The organism is Desulfovibrio desulfuricans DSM 642, assembly GCF_000420465.1.
Taxonomy (GTDB): domain Bacteria; phylum Desulfobacterota; class Desulfovibrionia; order Desulfovibrionales; family Desulfovibrionaceae; genus Desulfovibrio; species Desulfovibrio desulfuricans.
Map to the genome: position 1 here is coordinate 800,348 of NZ_ATUZ01000011.1, position 23,855 is coordinate 824,202.

The 23,855-nt window shown below is 56.4% G+C and carries 16 protein-coding genes; 3 read left to right on the forward strand and 13 right to left on the reverse strand.

The window, feature by feature from the left end; all coding sequences use genetic code 11:
- Positions 1-88 precede the first annotated feature (88 nt).
- Positions 89-1,108 carry a DMT family transporter gene (locus G449_RS0105395; protein ID WP_022658292.1) on the forward strand — a complete coding sequence of 340 codons (1,020 nt, stop codon included), beginning with the start codon at positions 89-91 and terminating at the stop codon, positions 1,106-1,108.
- A gap of 114 nt (positions 1,109-1,222) precedes the next feature.
- Here G449_RS0105395 and G449_RS0105400 read toward each other — a convergent pair whose 3' ends face one another.
- The 3 genes from G449_RS0105400 to G449_RS0105410 form a co-directional block, all read right to left on the reverse strand.
- Entirely contained in the window at positions 1,223-2,818 is a 1,596-nt protein-coding gene (locus tag G449_RS0105400) for a (Fe-S)-binding protein (RefSeq protein WP_022658293.1), read from the reverse strand.
- A gap of 11 nt (positions 2,819-2,829) precedes the next feature.
- Entirely contained in the window at positions 2,830-3,768 is a 939-nt protein-coding gene (locus G449_RS0105405; protein WP_022658294.1) for a respiratory nitrate reductase subunit gamma, read from the reverse strand.
- Between the two features lie 495 nt (positions 3,769-4,263).
- Positions 4,264-4,680, reverse strand: coding sequence for an RrF2 family transcriptional regulator (locus G449_RS0105410; RefSeq protein ID WP_022658295.1), 417 nt, complete (start codon positions 4,678-4,680; stop codon positions 4,264-4,266).
- A 333-nt stretch (positions 4,681-5,013) separates the two neighbouring features.
- On the opposite strand from G449_RS0105410, the gene G449_RS0105415 reads away from it, so the two are divergent.
- Entirely contained in the window at positions 5,014-5,562 is a 549-nt protein-coding gene (locus tag G449_RS0105415) for an RrF2 family transcriptional regulator (protein WP_022658296.1), read from the forward strand.
- On the forward strand, positions 5,486-5,839 hold the full coding sequence (locus tag G449_RS18080; protein ID WP_081640458.1) for a response regulator: 354 nt from the start codon (positions 5,486-5,488) through the stop codon (positions 5,837-5,839). Before G449_RS0105415 ends, G449_RS18080 begins: the two co-directional genes overlap by 77 nt.
- Positions 5,840-6,026: 187 nt before the next feature.
- Here G449_RS18080 and hmcF read toward each other — a convergent pair whose 3' ends face one another.
- From hmcF to G449_RS17735, 10 genes are all read right to left on the reverse strand, one after another.
- Positions 6,027-7,412: a sulfate respiration complex iron-sulfur protein HmcF gene (gene hmcF, locus G449_RS0105425; protein ID WP_022658298.1), complete on the reverse strand. Its 1,386-nt coding sequence runs from the start codon at positions 7,410-7,412 to the stop codon at positions 6,027-6,029.
- 42 nt (positions 7,413-7,454) lie between these two features.
- Positions 7,455-8,135 (reverse strand): sulfate respiration complex protein HmcE, encoded by a 681-nt coding sequence (gene hmcE, locus G449_RS0105430; RefSeq protein WP_022658299.1) that lies wholly within the window; start codon positions 8,133-8,135, stop codon positions 7,455-7,457.
- A 47-nt stretch (positions 8,136-8,182) separates the two neighbouring features.
- Positions 8,183-8,590, reverse strand: coding sequence for a cytochrome c3 family protein (locus tag G449_RS0105435; protein ID WP_022658300.1), 408 nt, complete (start codon positions 8,588-8,590; stop codon positions 8,183-8,185).
- Between the two features lie 117 nt (positions 8,591-8,707).
- The gene (locus tag G449_RS0105440; protein ID WP_022658301.1) at positions 8,708-8,992 is read right to left on the reverse strand and encodes a hypothetical protein; all 285 of its coding nucleotides are present in this window, start codon (positions 8,990-8,992) and stop codon (positions 8,708-8,710) included.
- Between the two features lie 851 nt (positions 8,993-9,843).
- Positions 9,844-14,013, reverse strand: coding sequence for a DNA-directed RNA polymerase subunit beta' (gene rpoC / locus G449_RS0105450; protein WP_022658303.1), 4,170 nt, complete (start codon positions 14,011-14,013; stop codon positions 9,844-9,846).
- Positions 14,014-14,131: 118 nt separating this feature from the next.
- A complete protein-coding gene (gene rpoB, locus G449_RS0105455; protein WP_022658304.1) occupies positions 14,132-18,268 on the reverse strand; it encodes a DNA-directed RNA polymerase subunit beta in 4,137 nt (1,378 codons plus the stop codon).
- A gap of 480 nt (positions 18,269-18,748) precedes the next feature.
- Positions 18,749-20,089, reverse strand: coding sequence for a hypothetical protein (locus G449_RS0105460; RefSeq protein ID WP_022658305.1), 1,341 nt, complete (start codon positions 20,087-20,089; stop codon positions 18,749-18,751).
- Positions 20,090-20,201: 112 nt separating this feature from the next.
- Positions 20,202-22,445 (reverse strand): SpoIIE family protein phosphatase, encoded by a 2,244-nt coding sequence (locus G449_RS17730; RefSeq protein ID WP_022658307.1) that lies wholly within the window; start codon positions 22,443-22,445, stop codon positions 20,202-20,204.
- 78 nt (positions 22,446-22,523) lie between these two features.
- On the reverse strand, positions 22,524-22,820 hold the full coding sequence (locus G449_RS0105470) for an STAS domain-containing protein (RefSeq protein WP_022658308.1): 297 nt from the start codon (positions 22,818-22,820) through the stop codon (positions 22,524-22,526).
- A 167-nt stretch (positions 22,821-22,987) separates the two neighbouring features.
- Entirely contained in the window at positions 22,988-23,803 is an 816-nt protein-coding gene (locus G449_RS17735) for a MerR family transcriptional regulator (RefSeq protein WP_022658309.1), read from the reverse strand.
- Between the last annotated feature and the right edge of the window lie 52 nt (positions 23,804-23,855).

Genomic DNA, 23,855 nt, shown 5'->3' on the forward strand with positions numbered 1-23,855 from the left:
CTAGCCTTTCAAACGTCAGATGGCAATACGTGCCGGAAGACGTTCAGCATGCCGAAGCATTGTGCGGGCATCACAAGGAGAGGAAGTAATGAGCGTGTGTGAAAACAGTGCGCAAGGTGCTGCGGTTGAGAAAGCTGCCGGGGGAGCGCAACCACTGGTGCAACAGGGGCAAGCGCGCCCCTGGGGAGCCTGGATCAGCCTGACCCTTGCCATGAGCATCGCTGGCAGCGCCGTGGTGGCGGGAAAACTGCTGGTGGGTAGCCTGCCTGTGTTTCTTGCGGCGGGGCTGGGCCTTGGAGCAGGGCTGCTGGTGATGCTGCCCCAGTTGTGGCTGCGGCGTGAAAGGGGAACGCTTGATGGGCGCACCCACGCAACTTTGGCGCTTCAGGCATTGTGCGGCATAGCTCTGTACCGGATTTGCACCTTTGAGGGGCTTCGCTTTACCAGCGCGGCTTCTGCGGGCTTGATGAGCAGCGCAGCGCCAGCGGTCATTGGCTTGCTGGCATGGGGCATGCTGCGGGAGAGGCCGCCGCTGCGGCGTATTGCTGGCATAGCCTGTGTGAGTCTGGGCCTGCTCGCCATTAATCTTACGCCCTTTCTGGCAGCGCCGGGAGGCGCTGGTGTGGAAGCCACGCCAGCAAGCGGAGGCGAGGCCTGGCGCACATTGCTGGGCAACGGCCTTGTGCTGGTGGCCGTATTGTGCGAGGCGGCATTTTCCGTGCTCAGCAAAGCGCGCTGCTGCCCCATGTCGCCCTTGCGGCGCACGACAATTGTGTCATTTTATGCATTTGTCATGCTGTTGCCCATGGCCCTGTTTGAGGCCCGAGATTATGATTTTACCTCATTGTCTGCCTCAGCCATATGGGGGCTTGCCTATTATGGCGCTGCGGTTTCTTACCTGTCGTATGTGCTGTGGTTTCGTGGGATTGCTCAGGTGCAGGCCAGCGCAGCCGCGGCATTTACAGGCTTGGTGCCTTTGAGCGGCGTAGCGCTTTCGTGGCTGGTGCTTGGTGAGCAGATTCTGTGGACGCATCTTGCAGGTCTGGCCTGCGTGACGGCGGGCATATGGCTTTCGTGCGCTGCAACCAATGCGCCGGATGCCAAGTAGGGCGCGGGCAAGCCGCAGCCTGCTCCTGATTTCTGGCCGCATTGCCGTTGGCAACGCTTATAAATAGAAAGAGGGGCTTTCGCCCCTCTTTCTATTTATCCCACGGTCGGGAAACTATTCTTCTTCGCCTTCAAACTTGATGAACCCGGGGTTCACGTTGACCATGGCGTTGACGATGAGTTCCACCAGGCCGCCGTAAGCGAAGTTGTTCTTGGTGTACAGATCGTTGTGTTCCAGCATTTCGCGGATCTGGCCCTTGCAGTTGGAGCAGGGAGCGCAGATGTACTTGCGGGTTTCCGGTCCAAGGCAATCCTTGAAGGCTTCGGCGATCTGCCACATCTTTTTGCGGCCAGAGATGTTGCCGCGCCATTGCTCGATGTTGTTGCGGGTCATGATGGCAAAGCCGGAGCCGCCGCCGCAGCAGTAGTTGTCCACACCGTGGCAGGGCATTTCGCGGAACATGGGCGCAATCTTGCGCACGATTTCGCGCTGGGGTTCAACAATGCCCATGAGGCGCACGATATTGCAGGGGTCGTGCAGGGTCACGGGGAAGTTGTTGCGCGAAGGATCAAGCTTGAGGCGGCCCGACATGACGATGTCGTGCAGGGTCACGTAGCAGCTTTCGCGCGGCACCTGATATTCGAAGGGGATAACGCGGTCGGCGATAACGGTCAGGGCCTTGTGGGCGTGGCCGCATTCACCGATGACGATCTTCTTCACGCCAAGTTCCTTGGCGGCCATCATGTGCTGCAGGGCAATACGGGCGGTCTGGGCGTCGTCGTAGAACACGCCGTAGTTCACGCCGTCGTACGCCAGAGCCTTGCTCGAGAGCGTCCATGAAAGACCAGCTTCCTGGAAGATCAGCGAGAAGGCGGCGATGTTTTCAGGCCAGGCCATCACTTCGCCAGCGTTGTGCAGCAGCATGATGTCTGCACCCTGCACGTCGAAGGGAGTGTGGATGCCCACGCCGGTGATTTCGGTGTAGTCCTCGTCGATGAACTCCACGTTTTCTTTCACCACTTCAGGCGTCATGCCGGTGGAAGACCCGCACTTCATCTGGTTCATGGTGCCTTTTTCGTGCAGTTCGCGGGCGTAGATGCCCATCTCCTGGCTGAAAAGCTTGCGGATTTCGCGGGCCAGCAGGCCGTTGTCCACACCGATGGGGCAGGTCTGCGCGCAGCGACGGCAAAGGTTGCAGCGGTAGGCCAGCTCGCCCAGGCGGGCCACTGTCTTCCAGTTCAGGCCCATGTCGCCGTAGCGCCATTTGGCAAAGGGTTCTTTCTTCACATACTGCTTGTAGATGCGGCGGAAGATTTCAGACCGGAAGTTGGGCCGGTACATTTCGTTTTTGCCAGACATCTCGTACAGATGGCAGGCATCAGAACAGGAGTTGCACTGGGCGCAGTAGTCCATGCTGGTTTCGAGCATGGGCAGGAAGGTCCAGTTGTTTTCCTTGGTGAACAGCTTGCGCATGCCGTTGAGGAACTTGTTGACCAGTTCCTCTTCTTCTTCCTTGTTCTTGGGCACAGGAATGTTCAGCACGCACACATCATCAAGGATACAGGCGGTGTTCTGCTTCTGCTCATCTGTAAAGGGCTTCCAGGGCATGGTGTGCACGTCCAGGGGAAGCTCAGGAATATCCTTGAGGTCAATGCTGACCATCTGCCCTTCGGCAGTGGAAACATCTTTCAATTGCAGTTTATCTTTCATGATGGAACTCCCTAGTCTTCCTTCTTGGGGGCTGCGGGATTGGTGGTGGCCACATCAACCCAGGTCTTGGGCTGGCCATCGCCATTGATATGATCGGCAGACCACGTGACGTTGAACTTCAGGGCGTCCATGATCTTCTGCTGGTTCTTGGGGCTGTAGTTGGTGGGTTCGTCACCCCAGCGGATGTCGTGGTAGGTGAAGTACTTCATGAAGACGTGGCCCATGTGTGTCATGGGAATCCAGATCAGCAGGAAGAAGCCCACCAGCAGGTGCAGGCTGAACAGCACGTTGGTTTGCGGGGCAAAGTGGAACGTGATCAGGTTGTACATGAAGGTGCGGGCCAGCTCGAAGTAGGAAGGAGTGGTAGCCCAGGCAGCCAGGCCCAGCACGCCGAAGAGCACGAAGACAAGCAGGTTGAAGTAATGCTCGGGGGTGCTGTAGCGGCGCAGGCCTTCATCGGCGCGACGGCGCAAAACAAGGCTGACGCCGCCCACAATGATGCACAGCGTACCAGCCAGGGCACAGGCGCTGATAACATTGCCGACAAAAATCATCAGACCGCCCTGGGGGTTGAGGCCCAGAACCTGCGCGATGGCGGCAAACAGCACCACGATGGTGCCGCCCATGAGCATGTACATGCCCACATGGAAGGGATAGGTGCGCACCCAGAGCTTGAGGTTGTGTTCAAAGGTGGCGTGCAGGAAAAGCACTTCGGTCAGCAGGGCCTTGACGTCGCCCATGTGAGCGATGTGACGAGGCTTGGTCCACCAGTCCTTTTCTTCCATAAAGCTGCCGCCGTACACCGTCTTGGAGCCTTCGTGAGGCACGGGGTACAGTTCCCAGCGCACATGCAGGGGGCTGGCTGCAAGATACGATTTGATCTTGAGGTAGGCCATGCAGAAAAAGCCGGCTACCGCCAGATAGCCAAGAATGTAAAAAAGTGTGGTCATGCGTTTACTCCCGTGGGGTCAAGATGCCGCTAAATCGTGGGTTAGTTGCGGCCGGCACAGCCGACACGCTTTCAAGCCCGGCATGCGTCTGCCTGCCTGCAACCTCTCCTTTTAATGGGCCGACGCCTGAGTCAAATCTGACCTTTGTAATCAGGAATTGATCACATTAGTCGACATAGTCAAGGTGTACGGTGACCCCCCTGATACTCAAAATTACAAAAAATGCAAAGATGTCAGATGGAAACAATACAGTAAACTTAATCTGGATTAACCTAATTTTATTTAACTAAATCAAGTAGATTACACCTATAAAAAAAATTTTCAAGCAGGCCAAAAAATTTTTTTAACAAGCTTGGGATGAAAAATTATATACTTTTTTAGTACGATAAAATTTATCAGTGATATTGAGGCAATAAAAAAGGTCGGCTCATGCCGACCTTTGTGTGTCAAATGGTATGCTTGTATAAACGGATTCTGCGATTGAAACCGTGCTCCCTACAGGAGAATGTGCGGGTCGTGCATAAGATCGCGCAGTGTAATTGACTCAAAAACGCCATCAAGTGTCGCCTGCAGGTTCTCCCAGGCTTTTCGGACTTCACATCCATCAAAGCGCGTGCACTCGCCGGGCTTTTCCATGCAGTTTGTCAATTCAATGCCGCCTTCCATCAGTTTGACGATGCATCCAAATGTGAGTTCTTCGGGCTTGCGCAAAAGCACATGACCACCCTTGGCCCCACGGATGCTGCCCGTTATGCCAGCCAGCCGCAGCTGGCGCAAAATCTGTTCGCTGAATTGTGAGCTTATGCCAGTTTGTGCAGCCAACTGGCTTGAAGAGACCGGTTTCTCAAGACCGTTTTTTGCCAGAAAAAGCAGGATCCTGGCGGCATACCGGGTTTTTGCAGAAAGCTTCATTGCGGGTCCCTCTTGTGTGCAGATTGAATAGTTTCCATCTGCCATGACTGCCGGCGTCTCTGCGCCGATGCTGCGGCTAGCTATGACTAATGACGCATAAATCTAACACATTATATTTGCTATGGGCAGTATTTTTTTTTCTTCGTCAAAAAGTTGCGAAATTATTCACATCATTGAAAACATGGCGAAGTCTGGTCGGTGACGTTCATTTCGGCACGCTAGTACCCGCTTGACGCCGTTATGTTGGTGCGCTAAAAAGTTGATCAGAACAGTCTAAATTAGACAGATACAGTTTAGAGATAGTTATTGTCTCCTGCAAAATAAGGAATGACTATGCGTATTTCGACGATGGCCTGCCATGCTTTGCACTTGTTATTGTGCCTTTCTGAACAAGATGACGAAATCCCTGCCTCAGCGTCCGAACTTTCGGTCTGCACCGGCATATCTGAAAAATTTGTTCAAAAAATCATGCGGCTGCTTCAGTCAGAGGGCATTGTCAAAAGCGTTCGTGGCATTGCCGGAGGCCACATGCTGGCGCGCACCCCTGATGAGATAACGCTCGCCGACATAATTATTGCAGTTGAAGGCGGCATTTCCCTGCCTGGCGTCAGCAATGTTGCCCCCAGGGGTAAAACAGCGCTGGACGCCTGGGATATGGTCGCCCGTTCCATGAACAGTTCGCTCGAAGCTGTGACTCTCAGTTCTGTTCGACAGAGTAGTGCTTCAGCGCCGCGGCAAGCCACCCGCCGCAGGGTGGCGCAACCCTCTTCTCCGCTTCTGCCGGAGACCGACTTCGGAGGCACCAATGCAAAAGCATATTCTCTTGGTAGACAGCGATGCCGAAAGCCAAAGCAGACTGTCTCAAACCCTTCAGCAGTGTAATTACCGGGTAAGTACCGCCAGCACCTGTGCTGAAAGCCTGGCCCAAATTGCCAGCGACAGGCCCGACTGCGTTGTTTTTGATGTGGAGCTGGAGGGAACATCCGGCACCATCATGTACAGTCGTTTGCGCCGCAATGCGAGCACCTGGTCGCTTCCGGCGGTGGTGTGCACATCTGTTGGGCCCCGGCCTGTGAGCTTTGGAACGGGGATTCCCGTTCTTTCAAAAAACTGTTCAAGCGAAGCGCTGCTTTCTACCGTCAGCGCCGCAATGGCATAGCGCTCTTGTTTGATACTCGCCTGACGGTCGGGCTGGGATAGTACCCGACCGTCAGGGCTGTGGTTCGCTCCGTTGTTCGCGTCAGGCAAAAGGACAAATGCTGGCGCGGCAGACGGCGAGTTTTTTCAGGTTCTTTTGAGGAACCCTTGTTTTTGGGGGCCGTCTGTTGCACAGACGGCCCATCTTTTTATACTTCGTTGTGGTTGATGTGATCCGGAATGATCATCATATCAACCAGCAGCGGCTTGAGGAACGACCACTTGACGTTGTGTTCTTCATATACTTCCATCATGTCTCGGATGGCGTCCCAGCAGTTGTGGCAAGGTGTGATGACCAGTTCCGCACCAGTGGCATGGATTTGGTCCAGTTTGTTCTTCAGGCCAACGTTACGTTCTTTGCGGTACATGCCGATGCCGTTGAGGCCGCCGCCACCGCCGCAGCAGAAGTTGTGGTCGCCCTTGGGATCCATTTCGCGAAAATCTTCAGCTATGTAGCTCATGATTTCGCGGGTGGCCATGCCAAGGCCGTGGTTGCGCACATAGTTGCACGAATCCTGAAGGGTGCAGGGCATCTTGAGCTTTTTGGCAGGGTCAATCTTGATCTTGCCTGTGCGCAACATTTCTGCAACCCATTCCACATAGTGCATGAACCGCACCGGCGGATCTCCGCTTTCGCGTCCGGCCCAGTAGGGGCCTTCAACTACGGTGCCACGATGGGCGTGCCCGCATTCCGTGCCAACCACCACCTTGGGCTTGATGCGCTCAATGGCGGCGTAGATGCGTTTGACGTTCTGCGCACAGCCTTCCCAGTCGCCAGCGAACATGGTGAGAGATGTGTTCTCCCAGCCTTCGCGCGGCACTGTCCAGTTGGTGTCTGTAACGTGAAAGAGAATGGCTGCCTGAGCGATGTCTTCAGGATAGTGCTTCACTTCGCGGGCGTTAAGAATGTACATGACGTCCGCGTTTTCTTTTTCAACAGGGATTTCCAGGTCGGGCCATTCTTCCTGTTGCTCTTCGACCATCCATTCGCAGGTTTCAATCCAGTCTTCTTCGGTCACGTCCATCTGCGCTCCGTAAACGCGGTGCATGCCGGAGCCGATTTTCATTTCCCACGGGATGAAGCCGTGCTTGAACAGAATGCCGCGCAAATAGCTGAACATAACGCCCGTATCAATGCCGTGAGGGCAATAAACGGCGCAGCGGTTGCAACAGGTGCACTTGCCCCAGGCAGCGTCCATGCATTTGATCATGAACTCGGCGTCAACCTTGCCTTTGCGGCGCAGCAGCTCGCCCAGCGTAGCCTGAATCTTGTACGATGGAATCTGCGTGGGATCATTGTTGTTGGTGCGATAGAAAAAGCAGCTATCGGCACACATGGCGCAGTGCGCGCAGATGTTCAACCACGTGCGGGTGCGCGATTTGCAGGTTTGTTCAAGGTCGCGGGCCAGGGCTTCCTGGTCGACCTTCATTTCCTTCATCTGGGCATAATATTGCGCCCCGCCCTTGTCCTTCAGCAGATCAAGGATACCTTCCTTGGTGGTGACGGGGGTTGGGGTGCACAGCAATTCGGACATGGTTCGCTCCTTTCAGGCGAAAAGATAATTCGTTTGCCCCGATTACCAGGGGAAAGCGCCGCCGCGCGTTGCGCCGCCTCTTTTAATGGCAAAGTCCATGCCGATCTGCGCACGGGACATAAAGAAGAGGACAATGTGCGAAAGCTTGGTGAAGGGGGCCAGCAGAAGAAACAGTTCGCCGCTGAGCACATGGGCTATCATCCACGTCTGGTAGGCGCCACCGTCAAGGCGCGCCATAAGACCCGTGGCAAAGGGCAGGAAGGTCAAAAGCAGAATAAGCCAATCCTGGCCACTGTTGAGCTGCCTGAGCGCCGGTGAGGAAAGACGCCGCAGTGCGAGCAGAGCAATGCCGGAAAGAGCCATGATGGAAAGCACATCGGCAACGCCGCCGGGAAGCGACGGCAGGCTTATACCCACATAGGTTTCAAGCAAAACCGTGTGCCCAAGAAGAAACAGCGGTATAAGCACAGCGCCGAAATGCAAAAGAAAGAAAAGAATGGTGGCAACCGGCTGGGCGCGCCAGCCGCTGGTGCCGCCAGGGATAAGCCATTTGAAAATGGAAGCAAGCGCGCCGGGGATGGAGCGCTCGGCATGGTAGCGATAGGCCACGCGCTCAAGGCGTGCATCCAGACCCCGCACGTACAATATTGCGCGTACAAGCAGGCCGACGACAAATACGGCAATTGAAATAATGAAAAGTGGTCCGGTAATGAAATCCAGCATCTGATCTGCCTCCTAACGTATTCTTCGGTGTACCTTGAGCCTACTGGCTATTTCTTCTTGCCGGCAAACTCAGATGCGGTGCGTTCGCTGTGGCAGACTCGGCAGTCCACAAGACGCGGGCCCTTGCCAGCTTTGACGTGGCAATCGGTACAGGCTGTGTGCATGTAAACAACCTGCTTTTTCGCCGGAACCGATGTTACGTCCTTGAGGGTTTCAGACATGCCTGCATCTGTCATGTTGTGGCAGGTTGAACAGTCGCCGTTCTTGGCCTCCACTGCGTCCACATGCTTGTCATGGGGAAAAAAGACCTTGGGCATCTCTGGCTTGCTCACGGCGGGCGTGGTAACGGGCACAAGCTCGTTGCCACGCGCCGCGCCGGGCAATGCCGCCAGGCCGCAGATCAATAATAACAGGCAGGGGAGAGTGGTTCTGAATCTGATAAGTTTTTCCCGCATGATGGATCCTTGCTTCCTGACAAAATCCAGATGGTGTTTCCCCGGCCTGAATTGTGCCGGGCACAATTGGGGAAATCCCGCGCACATGCGCCGGGATTTCCCGTTTTCGACATTCGCCTAGTCCTGGGGCTGGCTAAGGGCCTCGGCCGCACTGCGCATGAAGACGGCGCACTTGTAGGGTTCGCCCTTCATGCAGCGCATGGCAAAAGCCGCCGCCATGTACATGAAGAGGCGCGATTCGTAGTCAAGCCTGGTGGTGTGCAGCCAGTGATCGTGAGGGTTTCCCCCCTCGGCCAGCTTGCGCGCACGTGCCATATCTTCGGCATACGCATCGCCTGTGAGCTTGGTGAACAGTTCGCAAATTTCATCGGCCAGATAATCGCGTTCTGACAAAGCTGACATAACAACCCCCTGCGTCTTCCGCAGTCGCGCCCCAGTCTATATGAGGCGGTTAAAAAGAGCAATTAATTAATAAAAAACTTGATGTAATTAATCCGTACAAAACTATTCTCATATTAAACATACTGTGTCAACGAGGTATGGATTTTTTTATGCAAAAAACTTCAAGTTAAGCTCAACTATTGAAAGGATTGACAATCTATTTTGAATGAGAAAAATTGCACAATCGGCGCAAAAGCTAATGTATTGATATTGTAATAAACACTGTCATTGCATAGTAAAACGATACAATTAATGTTTTGAAAAATATTTCAAGGAAGAAGTGCATATGATTTGCGTATAAACGTAGTTAAAAGATTGCTTATTGTTTCTATAAGTAATGGTGTTTGTGTGTACAATCTTCAAAGATCCGCAACGCAAATGCCCGGTTAGCTTCTTGATAACCTGCACCCCGCGCAACTGTAGGGAACTTGCGGCTGTATAAAGGGGCTCGGCTTATTTGTGGCGCTCAATATGGATTGTGTGCTTCCTGTGAAGCTGATTGGACTGTCCTAGGGGCTAGTGTGGGGCGTGAGGCGGCTCTGGCTGATGCGGCTGGTGCCTAAGGCGGCAGGGCAACAAGTGCAAGCAGGGTTTTGGGAATAGTGAAGCTTGCTGCGACAAGAGCGCGTCATGCCGAGGGGTGAGAAACTGCCTCCGTGGAGGGAGCAGGCCGCAAACAGGCCGTGGACAGGCCAAGGCCTGGAAGTGGATGCGCCGCTGGCTCTATCGCGCCAACGTAAAGCCCCCTTCGGAAGCGAACTTCCGAAGGGGGCTGTCAGTCTCCAGGCCGTGGCCCGGTTTATTCTGTCTGCCTAGTTGTTCAGGTCAACCAGAACAGGGTTTTCTTCAAGGTCTTCAAGGAACTTGTCGGGACGTTCCTTCTGGTCGGGAACCACGATATCGCCGTTGACGTATTCGCGGTAGCCGGTACCGGCAGGAATGAGGCGACCCACGATGACGTTTTCCTTGAGGCCGCGCAGGTAGTCCATCTTGCCCTTGAGGGAAGCCTCGGTGAGCACCTTGGTGGTTTCCTGGAAGGAAGCCGCCGAGATGAACGAGGATGTGGTCAACGAAGCCTGGGTGATACCCAGCACCAGCGGTTCCGCTGTGGCGGGTTTGCGGCCTTCGGCAATGACCTTCTGGTTTTCGGCCTTGAATTCGGCCTTGTCCACCTGCTCGCCCACGAGGAAGCTGGTGCCGCCGCAATCGAGAACCGTAACCTTCTTGAGCATCTGACGCACAATAACTTCGATATGCTTGTCATCAATACCCACGCCCTGGAAGCGGTACACTTCCTGGATTTCGTCCACAAGGTAGCGGGCAAGGTACTTTTCGCCACGGGTGCGCAGGATATCGTGCAGTTCGGGGTAGCCTTCGGTCAGCGGATCGCCCGCTTCCACAAAGTCGCCGTCAGCAGCGGTAATGTGCTTGCCCTTTGGCACCAGGTATTCCTTGGCCTCGCCGATTTCAGGCGTAACAACCAGCTTGCGCTTGCCCTTGGATTCGCCAGCGTAGGTGACAGTACCCGCGATTTCGGAAACTACGGCCATGTCCTTGGGTTTGCGAACTTCAAAGAGCTCGGCCACGCGCGGAAGACCACCCACGATATCCTTGGTCTTGGATGTTTCGCGGGGCTTACGGGCGATGATGTCGCCAGCCTGGATGTCTGCGCCGTCCTTGATCATGATGATGGAGCCGACGGGCAGGGTGTAGACCGCCGCCGTGCCGCCGTGGCTGCGCTTTTTGACGCTGCCGTGTTCATCGCAGATGGAGATGGACGGGCGGAAGTTGGTGGTGCGGTATTCCATAATGGTCAGGGATGCCTGACGGGTAATATCGTCCACCTTTTCCTGCACGGTCTTGCCGTCGATGATGTCCGTAAAACGGATAACGCCTTCTTCTTCGCAGACAAAGGGTTCGTTGAACGGATCCCATTCGGCCAGCACAACGCCCTTGGTCACTTCCTGCCCGTCATGGACAAGCAGGCGTGCACCGTTGGGCAGAATGTATTTTTCGCGTTCGCGGCCCTGAGCGTCCACAATGGTGAGCTGGCCGCTCTTGCCGAGCACCAGTTCCACTCCGTCGCGGTTGGTGACGGCGCGCACGCGGTTCAGGATAACGCGACCCGCGTTCTGGGCTTCAAACTTGTTCTTTTCAATGGTGCTCGAAGCCGTACCACCGATGTGGAAGGTACGCATGGTAAGCTGCGTACCAGGTTCACCGATGGACTGGGCCGCGATGATACCCACGGTTTCGCCCGTGTTGACCAGGTGCCCGCGGGCAAGGTCGCGCCCGTAGCAGAGGGCGCAGATGCCGCGTTCGGCCTGGCAGGTAAGGGGCGAGCGCACGGTGATGGAGGAAATGCCCTTGTCGCTGATAAGCTGGGCTTCCTTTTCCTCAATAAGCGTGTTTTCGGGCATCAGCACGGTGTTTGGATCATCGGGATCAAACACGGGGTAGAGCAGCACACGGCCAATGACGCGCTCGGCCAGCGGGGTCTTGATGTCGCCGCCGTCCTTGAGGTGGGTCAGTTCTATGCCGTCCACTGTGCCGCAGTCGTGTTCGCAGACAATAACGTCCTGCACAACGTCAACCAGACGGCGGGTAAGATAACCGGAGTTGGCCGTCTTGAGGGCGGTATCGGCAAGACCCTTACGAGCACCGTGGGTGGAGGTGAAGTACTGCAACACCGACAGCCCTTCGCGGAACGAAGAGGTGATAGGCGTTTCAATGATTTCACCAGAAGGCTTGGCCATAAGACCGCGCATGCCCGCGAGCTGACGCATCTGGTCCTGGTTACCACGAGCGCCCGAATTGGACATCATGAAGATCGGGTTGAAGCTCTGGTTCTTTTCCTGCTTGCCGGTTTTGGGATCAGTGAGGATGTCGTAGGAGATATCCTTGATCATCTCTGCCGAAACGTCCTGTGTGGCCTTGGTCCACACGTCAACCACCTTGTTGTACTTTTCAGTACGGGTGATGATGCCGTCGCGGTACTGATGCTCAATGTCGTCCACTTCCGCCTGCGAGGCAGCCAGAATGTGCTTCTTGCTTTCAGGAATGGTGAGGTCTTTCACGCCGATGGTCACGCCCGCCCTGGTGGCGAATTCGTAACCCATGTCCTTGAGGCGGTCGCACAGAATGACCGTGGCCTTGATGCCGCAGTGGCGGTAGGCCGCGCCCACAAGACGCGCAATGTTCTTCTTGGTGAGCACGCAGTTAACGTTTTCGAAGCCCAGCTTTTCTGGCAGGATGTCGCTCACGAGCACACGGCCGGGGGTCGTGTCGTACATGTGACCATCGGGCATGCGCACCTTGACGCGGGCATGCAGCGAAACCTGTCCGCCATCATAAGCGGCTTCCACTTCCCAGGGGGCGCAGAAGGTCATGCCTTCGCCCAGCTCAAAGCTGCGCTCGGCGGTCATGTAGTACAGACCAAGCACGATATCCTGAGAAGGCACGATGACAGGGCCGCCGTTGGCGGGCGAGAGAATGTTGTTGGTGCTCATCATAAGCACGCGGCATTCGATCTGCGCTTCCACCGAAAGGGGAATGTGCACGGCCATCTGGTCACCGTCAAAGTCGGCGTTGTAGGCCGAGCAGACGAGCGGGTGCAGACGGATGGCCTTGCCTTCGACCAGCAGGGGCTCGAAAGCCTGAATGCCCAGACGGTGCAGGGTAGGGGCGCGGTTGAGCAGAATGGGGTATTCGCGCACCACTTCCGAAAGGATATCCCAGACTACCAGCTCTTCACGCTCCACCATCTTTTTGGCGCTCTTGATTGTGGAGGCGTGGCCTCTTTTTTCAAGTTCGGCATAGATGAAGGGCTTGAACAGCTCAAGAGCCATCTTTTTGGGCAAACCGCACTGGTGCAGCTTGAGGTAAGGGCCAACGGTAATAACCGAACGGCCGGAGTAGTCAACGCGCTTGCCGAGGAGGTTCTGACGGAACCGGCCCTGCTTGCCCTTGATCATATCGGAGAGCGACTTGAGCGGGCGACCGTTAGTGCCTGCAATGGCGCGGCCACGACGACCGTTGTCGAAGAGCGCGTCCACAGCTTCCTGAAGCATGCGCTTTTCGTTGCGAATGATGATTTCGGGCGCGCCCAGCTCCATCAGCCGTTTCAGACGGTTGTTGCGGTTGATCACACGACGGTAAAGGTCGTTGAGGTCAGAGGTGGCAAAACGGCCACCGTCCAGCGGCACCAGAGGACGCAGTTCCGGCGGGATGACGGGAATGACTTCCATAATCATCCATTCGGGCTTGTTGTCCGACTCAAGGAAGGCTTCAACAATCTTGAGGCGCTTGGTGATCTTTTTCTTCTTGGTCTGGCTCTTGGTGGATTCGCCTTCTTCGCGCAGTTCGGCGCGCAGCTTTTCCAGCTCCAGCTCTTCCAGCAGACTGCGCACGGCTTCCGCGCCCATGCCCACGGTCAGAACTTCGTCCGTGCCATAGTGGTCAAGAATCTGGAGGTACTGGTCTTCTGAGATGACCTGGCGCTTCTGCAGATTGGTCTGACCGGGATCAAGAACGATGTAGGAGTCGAAGTACAGCACCTTTTCCAGATCGGCCATGGTCATGTCGAGCAGGGTGCCGATCTTGGAAGGCAGGGTCTTCAAAAACCAGATGTGGGCAACGGGCGCGGCCAGCTCAATGTGGCCCATGCGCTCGCGGCGCACCTTGGAGGCAATAACTTCAACGCCGCACTTTTCGCAGACGATGCCGCGGTGCTTCATGCGCTTGTATTTGCCGCAGTTGCATTCATAGTCCTTCACGGGGCCGAAGATCTTGGCGCAGAACAGGCCATCGCGTTCCGGCTTGAATGTACGATAATTGATGGTTTCCGGTTTTTTCACTTCGCCGTAAGACCATTCGCGAATGGCCTCGGGCGATGCGATGGAAATCTGGATGGCTTTCAGGTTGCGGATGTTCGTCACGTTGGTCGACGCGCCGCGTGCGGTGAAAAGATCGTCCAGGCTCATAGTATACCTTGCTTTGTAAAAAGCTCGTTGAAATCGTTAGCCATGCTGTCGTTGGCCGTGAGAGGCAAAACCGCTCACGGCCAACGCAACGCGTTTCCGGGGCCGCAGAAAGGGGCTGTTACGCCTCTTCCTCGCGTTCTCTCATAAAGCCCACGCGTTTGGGCTTTTTCTTGCCTTCTTCCTGATGCAGGGTCACGTTGAGGCCAAGGCTCATGAGTTCCTTCACCAACACGTTGAAGGATTCGGGCAGACCGGCTTCAAGGAAGTTGTCGCCCTTGACGATCTTCTCGTACATCTTCACGCGCCCGGTCACGTCGTCCGACTTGACCGTGAGGAATTCCTGCAGCAGATAGGCCGCGCCGTAAGCTTCCAGAGCCCACACTTCCATTTCACCAAGACGCTGACCACCGAACTGGGCTTTACCGCCGAGGGGCTGCTGCGTCACCAGCGAGTAGGGGCCAGTGGAACGGGCATGGATTTTTTCGTCAACCAGGTGGTGCAGTTTGAGCATGTACATGACGCCCGTGGTCACGCGGTTCTTGAAGGGAACGCCCGTGCGGCCATCGTACAGGGTGGTTTTGCCGTCGTTGGCAAGACCAGCCTTGTCCATCCAGCCCCAGATTTCTTCTTCGGTCGCGCCGTCGAACACCGGGGTCTTGGTAACAATACCGTTGCGCAGCTTGAGGGCAGAGGCCTTGAATTCCTCATCGCTCATGCTGTCCACCAGGGAGTTGATTTCAGGCGAATTGTAAACGCCCTTCAGTTCTTCGCGCACAACCTGCATGGCCGCGCCGGAGTCAACCAGTTCGGCCAGCTGCCGACCCAGTTCCTTGGCGCCCCACCCAAGGTGGGTTTCCATGATCTGACCGATGTTCATACGTGAAGGCACGCCCAGGGGGTTCAACACGATGTCCACGGGGCGACCGTCGGCAAAGAAGGGCATGTCTTCTTCCGGCAGAATGCAGGAAACAACACCCTTGTTACCATGGCGGCCAGCCATTTTATCGCCCACAGAGAGCTTACGCTTGATGGCGATGTGCACCTTGACCATCTTGATGACGCCAGGGGGCAGATCATCGCCTTCCGTAACCTTTTCGCGCTTGGAGTCGTAAATGGCCTTCAGGTATTCAACCTGCTGGTCGTAAGACTTGAGCACATCGGCCACGGCATCGTTGACTTCCTTGCTCTTGAACAGACCCGCGAGCTTCTTCACGGGGATCTGCTCAAGCACGTCTTCGGTCAGGGCTGCGCCCACTTCGGCCAGCACTTCGCCCTTTTTCTTGCCCGGCACTGCGGCTGCGATCTGCTTGCCCAGCACATGCGGGGCAATCTGAACGCGGGTGCGGTCGGACAAAGCGCGAAGGTGATCAGATTCCTTCTGGTCCAGCACGGACGTGTCGTGGCTTTCAATGGCCAGCGTGCGGTCGTCCTTCTCGCCGGAGCGGCGGTTGAAGACCTTCACGTCAATGATGGTGCCTTCCACTCCCGGGGGAACCTTGAGGGAGGTGTTTTTCACATCCCTGGCCTTCTCGCCGAAGATGGCGCGAAGCAGCTTTTCTTCAGGGGTAAGCTGGGTTTCGCCCTTGGGCGTGATTTTGCCCACAAGGATATCGTCGGGCTTGACTGCTGCGCCGATGCGGATGATGCCGCTTTCGTCCAGGTTGCGCAGCATTTCTTCGCTGACGTTGGGAATATCGCGGGTGATTTCCTCCGGTCCAAGCTTGGTGTCGCGGGCCACTACCTCGAATTCTTCAATATGAATGGAGGTAAAGGTATCCTCGCGAACGGTGCGCTCGGAAATGAGGATGGAGTCTTCGTAGTTGTAACCGCACCAGGGCATGAAGGCGACCACCAGGTTTTTGCCGAGGGCCAGTTCGCCTTCGTCAATACCGGGGCCGTCAGCCAGAATCTGGCCCTTTTTCACGGGCATGCCGGGGTAGCAGGTGGGCTTTTGCCCAAAGCAGGAGTTCTGGTTGGACTTGTGGAACTTCAGCAGGTCATAGGCGCGCACGCCGCCCTGCTTGGGGAACACGTCGCCTTCGTACGAAACGATGAGGCGGTCGGCGTCCACATATTCCACCTTGCCCGGAGCGGGAGCCACGATGCACGCGCCGGAGTCACGGGCCACGTCCACTTCCATGCCGGTGCCCACAAGGGGCTTTTCGGCGCGCAGAAGCGGCACGGCCTGACGCTGCATGTTTGAACCCATGAGCGCGCGGTTGGCGTCGTCGTGTTCCAGAAAGGGAATGAGCGCGGCAGAGATGGAGACCATCTGGCTGGGCGAAATGTCCATCAGGGTCACTTCTTCACGCAGGTTCATTTCCACTTCGCCCTTGACGCGCACGGTAACGTATTCGTCAAGCAGGTTGCCATCGGCATCGGTGCGGGCGTTGGCCTGAGCCACAACCTGACCGCCTTCGCGGGATGCATCAAGGTGCACCACATCATTGGTAACGCGGGCATCACGCACAACGCGGTAAGGCGTTTCGATAAAGCCGTAGTCGTTCACCTTGGCAAAGGTAGTCAGCGAAACGATCAGACCGATGTTCGGGCCTTCAGGCGTTTCAATGGGGCAGATGCGGCCATAGTGCGAGGTGTGCACGTCGCGCACTTCAAAGCCCGCGCGTTCACGGGTAAGACCGCCGGGGCCCAGAGCCGAAAGGCGGCGCTTGTGCGTCACTTCGGAGAGCGAGTTGGTCTGATCCATGAACTGCGAAAGCTGCGAGGTGCCGAAGAATTCTTTCAGCACAGCCGCCACAGGCTTGGGATTGATAAGGTCGTGGGGCATGAGCGTGGAAATTTCCTGAAGGCTCATGCGCTCCTTGATGGCGCGTTCCATACGCACAAGGCCGATGCGGTACTGGTTTTCCACCAGTTCGCCCACCAGACGCACGCGGCGGTTGCCAAGATGGTCGATATCATCGGCGGGGCCGTGGCTGTCCTTCAACTGCACCAGCACCTTGATGGCGGTGAGGATGTCGTGGTCGGTCAGCGTACGCAGGTCGTCAGCCTCATCCAGGCTCAGACGCTGGTTGAGTTTGTAGCGGCCCACGGGCGACAGGTCATAGTAGTCGCCGTTGCGGAACAGGTTGTCAAAGAAGCTGGCCGCAATTTCCGGGGTAGGCGGAGAAGACGGACGCAGACGACGGTAGATTTCTTCCTGCGCTTTCTGCTGGTCGGGGATGCGATCCTGAACCAGAGTGTCGCGGATGGACGAAGATGCATCCGTGCCCTTGGTGTGCAGCACGGCAATGCGCGTGATGCCAGCTTCGCGGAAGCGGTCGAGCAGGCCTGCGGTGATTTCGTCCGCGGCTTCGGCCAGCACTTCGCCGGTCTTGGGATCTGCCACGTCCAAAGCCAGAAACATGGCGTCCAGCGTGTCGGGGCGAACTTCGATAGCTTCAATGCCCGCTTCGCAGATCAGGCGCCAGCTGCGCTTGGTGATGGGCTTGCCAGCCTTGACAATGACATTGCCCTGCGCGTCGATGATGTCAGCGTAGGCGTTGTCCTTGCGGTACAGGTCCTTGCGCACTTCCCAGAACAGGCTGCTGGCCGACTCAATGCGGTAGTGCTCCTGCGAGTAGAAGTATTCAAGAATCTGCTCCTTGCTCATGCCCATGGCCTTGAACAGGATGGTGGCAGGCATCTTGCGGCGTCGGTCGATGCGGACGTACAGAATATCCTTGTGGTCGAAGTCAAAGTCGAGCCACGAGCCGCGCATGGGGATGATGCGGCAGGAATAGAGCACCTTGCGGCTGGTGTGGGTCTTGCCGCCGTCGTGCTCAAAGATGATGCCCGGCGAACGCTGCAACTGGTTAACGATGACGCGCTCGGTGCCGTTGATGATAAACGTGCCCTTTTCCGTCATCAGGGGCAGGGTGCCAAAATAGATATCCTGCTCTTTGATGTCGCGGATGGTGCGGTTGCCCGAAGCTTCATCGGTGTCATAGACAACCAGGCGCACCTTGATGCGCATGGGTGCCTCGTAGGTCAGCCCCTTGGAAATGCACTCGGCCTGGTCGTACTTGGGTTCGCCGATTTCATAGCTGACGAACTCAAGACTGGCGGTCTTATTGAAATCCTCAATGGGGAAGACGGTGTGGAACACACCTTCCAGCCCTTCCTCTGGGCTGCGGTCGGCATCTGAAACGCCTTCCTGAAGGAATTTCTGGTAAGAATCTATCTGCAGATTCAGCAGATGTGGGATAGGGAGGGAAACCTTGATCTTGCCGAACTGTTTGGTGAGCTGGCCCATGGGTACCTCAAGATAGGTAGCGGTTGCGCCCCGGCTGCGCGACAAATCAGCATGCCTAAGCCGGCGGGCAAAAAACTTGCTGTCACTGCACCCTGAAAGCGTAATCTGGTGGGAAGGCAAAAAAGAACTTACTGCGGGCAAGGCGTAAAAAACCCATCCCTGTCTGGGTAAACAGGGCTGGGGTCAGGGCATTACCTTTAATATATATGCTTGGTCAGTAAGTTATTGAAAAACAGAAAGGAGCCTCCCGCACCAATCGTTGAAAGAGGATGCATACTAGGAATCCGAGTCCTTGGCAAGCAAAAAAAGCGGGAGAGAAAAATAAAAAAGCCTCTGTTCACTAATTTACCTCAGTGGGAACTTCATGACAAGTCAAAAAAAATGCCGGGTGGAGCGGTTATTCTCGTTTGAGCACACAAACCGTGCTGGCAGGACGCGCAAAAGAACGTTTTTTCCAGCCTCCTCAAAATTTGCCACGACTTAGCCTATTTCAAACAGGGTCTGTCCCTCCTCGGCTCTCCGGCTCCATGCAGTGATATGCCCATCGTTGGAAACCTTGATGCCGATGCCGTGTTCGGCCAGGGTCATGGCTGCCGCCTTGCGCCCGCCGCTGCTGCTGCCGCCGGGAATCTTGAGGATAGCCCCCACCGCAAAAACGCTGCCATCGTCAAAGATCAGGGTTGCGCCATCAATGGAAAGAAGTTCGGCCCGCAGCTTGCGTGGAATCTGCGCAAAATTCAGGCTTGGCAGGGCCGAGCGCAGCAGCGCGGTTTTACTGCTGACATCGTGCGCCAGCATGTCGCCCTGGCTGACTATTTCGTTCAGGTAGCCGTGCAGCCTGTCTTGCGAAATGCGCACCAGTTCATCCTGGGAAATGTTCTGCCCAATGCGCTGGTTCCGGCGCTCGTTTATCATCCACGGGGTAACGGCATTTGTGCGGAAAAAGCCGATACACGCGCCCTTGCGTCTGAATGAAACATCGAGCAGGCTGAGGTACAGCGCTTCAATGGTGCCCCTGCTGCCTCCTTGCCCCTGATAGCCAAGCTCGGCAAGGTAGGCCTGATGCGAAAAGTGCAGCCATTTTCCGCGCCTTTTGGCAAAAAATAACTGCCTGTTTTTAAAAATGAGGATGTCGCTGTTTTTGCTGAGGCAAAAGGCGCATCTGTTTTGCGAAGTCCAGTAGGCCACGGGCAAAAAGGCCAGGGGCGCGTAAACATGGGCCGCCGCGACTTCTTCGGGCAACGCCGCCTCGCAGTAGGCGGTTATGCCGCCCTCGGCATTGCACACAAGCAGGGTGTCGCAGCCGGAGGTGAGCACCTTGGCATAATCCTCTTTGCTGGCATCAAAAAAATTCACGCTGCCGGGGCGGGGATCGTCTTCGTCAATGCCCACGCAAAAGGATATCTTGTCGCCCTCATACGTTTCGCTCGACCAGAACGACAGCAGATTCAGCATGCGCAGCACCGTTGCATGGCGCTCTGGCGAAAGTATTTTGGCAATGCCGATGATCTGCGCCTGCCGTATGCACACGGCGGCGTAATCATCTATGTGGGGCGTGGTGAAGATTTTTTCCCATTCTTCAAGGATGTTCCGGGCAATGGCCTGCTCCGTTTCTGTAAACGGAATGGCGCGGAACAGGTACACTTCATCCTCCGGCTGACCGGTAAGGGCGACCCGCAGCATAAAGCGCCTGCCGTTCATTTCGGCGAGGTCTTCAAAATTTTCCCTGGTATAGTCATCGTCCAGAATTTCGGTGGCGGGGCCGAAGAGCGGGGCAAGGTATTCTGCCACTGCCTCGAGGATGGCTTTTTTTGCTTCCATGATGCTACTCCCTGTGGGCATTGGCAGAACCGGCAAAAGCGGCGGAGATGCCGCACCTGATGCAGAAGGCTGGCGCGGGCTGAAGCAGACGGGCCGCGCCCGGCCCCGGCGCTCAGGCGTCTTCCTGCTTCCAGAGGGTTAAAATGTTCTTGCCGTCCGCGGTGCGGGCATATTCCATCCTGCTCATGATCTTGCGCATCATGGCAATGCCCAGCCCTCCCTCACGGCGCTGCTCGGCGGGCAGGCTTGTATCCGGGTCCGGCTGGAGCAGGGGGTTGAAGGGGCGGCCTGTATCCTGAAACTGCATCACGGCCTGAAAAGGCCCGGAGCGCATCCGGCAGCGCACCAGCACTGTTCCCTGATCCGGGGCGTAGGCATAGTGGGCGATGTTGGCAAAGACTTCTTCCGCAGTAACCAGCAGCATGGGCAGGGTGGCGGCAGGGCACTGGGCGACCTTGAGCTTTTCTTCCAGAAAGGCCAGCAGTGTTTCCAGATGGGCGTCATCCGCCGTTATGAGCAGTTCATCCCAGGCCAGACCCGTAAATTCCAGCGCCAGAATGGTGATGTCGTCCGCCTGTTCCACGCCAGCGGCAAAGTCGTCCACCCGGCGCAGCAGGGCCTGCACGGTCTGTTCCGCATCCATGCGCTCGGTGCCCAGCACAACGCTTTCTATGCCGCTGAGGCCAAGGCGTTCGCCCCGGCTGTTTTCCGCCTCGCTGACGCCATCAGTATAGAGCAGCAGACGGTCGCCGGGGGCAATCTGAAAGGTCTGCTCCCTGTAACGGGAGTTGGGCATGGCCCCAAGCGGCAGGCCGTGCCCTGCTTCAAGCCATGCGTAGCGGCCCTCGGCGCGTCTGAATATCAGCGGATGCTCATGCCCGGCATTGGCGCAGACCAGCCGCCCGGTGGTGAGGTCAAGCACAGCCAGAAAGGCAGTGAGAAAGATATCCTGATCGTTATGCGCAGTGAGGCGCTTGTTGGCCTGCGTGAATATTTCTGCCGGGGAAAGGCCCGATTCCGCAAGGCTCTTGATGAGGGTTTTGGCCGTCATCATGAACAGGGCCGCGCCGATGCCCTTGTCCGCCACATCGGCCACCACAATCACAAGCTGGTTTTTATCCCGCAGATAGAAGTCGTAAAAATCGCCGCCCACCACCTTGGCGGCGCGCATGACGGCAAAAATGTCAAAGTCTTCCCGCTCGGGATAGGCGGGGAAAACGCTTGGCAGCGAGGAGCACTGGATGGCGCGGGCAAATTCCAGCTCTGCGTCTATGCGGCCCGCTGCTGCGCTTATGGCAGCCTTGAGGCTCTGCACGGTCTTGTTGATGCCGTCCGAGAGCAGCCCGAATTCCGGCGTGGTGCGCTCGTTGAGCACCACATCCAGATTGCCGGACGTGATTTTTTGCAGGTCTTCGTTGACGCGGTATACATCGTTGATAACCAGCCGTTTGACCAGATGCGACACCATCCAGAAAATCACGGCAAACAGCGCCATATTGCAGGCCGCGATGTACAGGAGCATGCTGTCGCGCGAAAAAAATACCTCGCTGCGGGGCAGCAGGGCAAAGAGGGTGTAGCCCTCCACCTCGAGGTTCTGGCAGATGTACTGCTTGCCGAGAATGGAAACCAGCCCCTTGCCTTCTGGCTGTATGAGGCCGAGGGCATCCACATTCGCCCCAAGGGGAACAGCGGTCTCGTTGCCCGTGCTGATGACGGCTCCGTAAATGGCGATGGCCATAAAACCGTTGGAGCCAATATGGTAGCGCGGGGCGATTTGATCCACCGCAGCGGAGCGCAGGGCGGCTGTAAGGCGCTTGGGCGAGTAGCCGATCTGCACAATGCCCGTGCAGTCGCGGCGGGCCACACCGGCATACTGAAAGGGCACGCGGTCTGCGCCGCGCTCTTCAATATCCTGCACAAGGGCAAAATCCAGCTCGCGCAAGGCTGGCAAAAATGCCGCAGACTGCGGCGAGGACGCCATGTCGTAGCCCGCAAAGGGGCCCGTGGAGGCGATGATTACGCCCCGGTCGTCCGCAACGTTCAGCTCTTCCACATCCAGCAGTTTGCGCAAAAAGTGCAGGATGGTTGGGACGTTAAGGATGTTTGGGTTTTGCGTGATTATGGCCGCAAAGGCCCGCGCCTTGGCCAGCGCGCCAGCATCCGAAATTTCGCGGATGTAGGCGGCATTGGTGATGACCATGCGCAGATATTTTTCCCCATCGTCCAGATTGCTGGAAAGCATATGGCGGGCGTTTTCTTCGGCCTGCCGGGTCTGCAACAGGTAGGATGCGGCAAGCGTGAGGCAAAAGGCGGGAAAAATGCAGATAAAAAGCCATTTGTGAAATAACTTGTGCATGGCAGCCCGCCTTTGCGGGCTTGCCCGCTCAGCATAAGGCAAGCCCGAACCTGGCGGCGCGGGCTTGCGGGTGTGCGGCTATTCTATGGTAAACAGATCCACAAAACCTGTGATGCTGAACACTTCTCTCACGGTTTCATTGGCGTGGATGATGCGCATGCCCTTGCGCTGAACCATGCGTTTGTGCAGGCGCAGCAAAATGCGCAGGCCTGCGCTTGAAATATAGTCCACCTCGCTGAAATCAAGCACCAGCTCGTCCGCAGCGCCGCAGTCTTCCTGCAAATCCCTGTCCAGCGCCGGAGCCGTCACGGTGTCGATCTTGCCCGCTATGCTGACATGCAGAACGCCGTCAGCCATTTTTTTGCAAACCTGCATGTGGGGCCTCGTAGTTATTTAGGTGGAGCAAGCGTATAGCTCTTGCATATCTCTACGATTACAGCGCCCCGCCCGCAAGAGGAAAATACGTATCGGCGGGGCGAGGGCGCACGGGCCGTGCTGGCGGGCCTTGATTACGGGGAACCGTCAATTGAGGCCGCATGCCGCTATTCAACCCGAATGGCGTATTTCACTGCGTAGCAGTCGCCGCCCTCCTGCATGACGTAACTCATCATGTCGCACACATAGACATCGCTTTTCATGGTCAGGCCAGTGGCGCTGACCTTCTTCAGCATATCGGCAAGGGCCAGCCTGTGCGAGGCGTCCGTGCCGTTGTGGGCCATAATGGCATATTTCCCCTCAGGTTTTATATGGAGGAGGGAGGGCGGCGTGGAGCGCCGCACCCTGGTGAAGTAATACCGTTCAACATAGCTGCCCTGCCGTATGTCATCCAGGCAAAAGACAAAGCCAAATGGGTAACGCGGTTTTTCTTCCTGCTGTTCATAGCCCCGATTATATTCCACAAAGCGTTGCACAAGTTCCCATTGCGACTCTGAGGGGCTTGCGCCTGTGGGCGTCATTTCCAGCCGTTCTGCCTTTTGATGCCGTACCGTCATGGTGTCGTATTCAAAATCCAGGGCTTCGCGCAGGCAGGCGGTCATGTCTTTGAGCATCAACCGGCGCTGGGCCAACTGGCGCAGTTCCTTTTCTGCGGCGAGCTGTTTTTCCCGCAGGAAGGACAAGAAGTCCTCGCCGTTCATGTTGTGCAGGTGCGCCTTGACCTCCTTCAGCGAGCTGCCGACCTCCTTGAGCATGGAGAGCAGGTCAAATTCAAAATACTGCTCAACCCCGTATCGGCGGTACCTGTTTTCTGAAACGTGCCTGGGTTTCAGCAACCCTTCCTTTTCATAAAACAGCAGAGTGCCTTTTTGCGTGCCGCACAGGCTGGCGAATTCGCCTGAGGTGAGCATGTTCTTTTTCATTTCATTTTTCCCTTGACTCTAAAGTAACTGTATAGTTTACGCTGGCAAATTA

Coding starts and splice junctions, on each gene's coding strand:
- hmcE (WP_022658299.1), bottom strand. CDS start 8,135: ATGCTGGATTTCATTACCGGACCACTTTTCATTATTTCAATTGCCGTA.
- G449_RS17730 (WP_022658307.1), bottom strand. CDS start 22,445: ATGCACAAGTTATTTCACAAATGGCTTTTTATCTGCATTTTTCCCGCC.
- G449_RS0105395 (WP_022658292.1), top strand. CDS start 89: ATGAGCGTGTGTGAAAACAGTGCGCAAGGTGCTGCGGTTGAGAAAGCT.
- G449_RS0105415 (WP_022658296.1), top strand. CDS start 5,014: ATGCGTATTTCGACGATGGCCTGCCATGCTTTGCACTTGTTATTGTGC.
- G449_RS0105405 (WP_022658294.1), bottom strand. CDS start 3,768: ATGACCACACTTTTTTACATTCTTGGCTATCTGGCGGTAGCCGGCTTT.
- hmcF (WP_022658298.1), bottom strand. CDS start 7,412: ATGTCCGAATTGCTGTGCACCCCAACCCCCGTCACCACCAAGGAAGGT.
- rpoC (WP_022658303.1), bottom strand. CDS start 14,013: ATGAGCCTGGACGATCTTTTCACCGCACGCGGCGCGTCGACCAACGTG.
- G449_RS17735 (WP_022658309.1), bottom strand. CDS start 23,803: ATGAAAAAGAACATGCTCACCTCAGGCGAATTCGCCAGCCTGTGCGGC.
- G449_RS0105440 (WP_022658301.1), bottom strand. CDS start 8,992: ATGTCAGCTTTGTCAGAACGCGATTATCTGGCCGATGAAATTTGCGAA.
- G449_RS0105470 (WP_022658308.1), bottom strand. CDS start 22,820: ATGCAGGTTTGCAAAAAAATGGCTGACGGCGTTCTGCATGTCAGCATA.
- rpoB (WP_022658304.1), bottom strand. CDS start 18,268: ATGGGCCAGCTCACCAAACAGTTCGGCAAGATCAAGGTTTCCCTCCCT.
- G449_RS0105400 (WP_022658293.1), bottom strand. CDS start 2,818: ATGAAAGATAAACTGCAATTGAAAGATGTTTCCACTGCCGAAGGGCAG.
- G449_RS18080 (WP_081640458.1), top strand. CDS start 5,486: ATGCAAAAGCATATTCTCTTGGTAGACAGCGATGCCGAAAGCCAAAGC.
- G449_RS0105460 (WP_022658305.1), bottom strand. CDS start 20,089: ATGGAAGCAAAAAAAGCCATCCTCGAGGCAGTGGCAGAATACCTTGCC.
- G449_RS0105435 (WP_022658300.1), bottom strand. CDS start 8,590: ATGCGGGAAAAACTTATCAGATTCAGAACCACTCTCCCCTGCCTGTTA.
- G449_RS0105410 (WP_022658295.1), bottom strand. CDS start 4,680: ATGAAGCTTTCTGCAAAAACCCGGTATGCCGCCAGGATCCTGCTTTTT.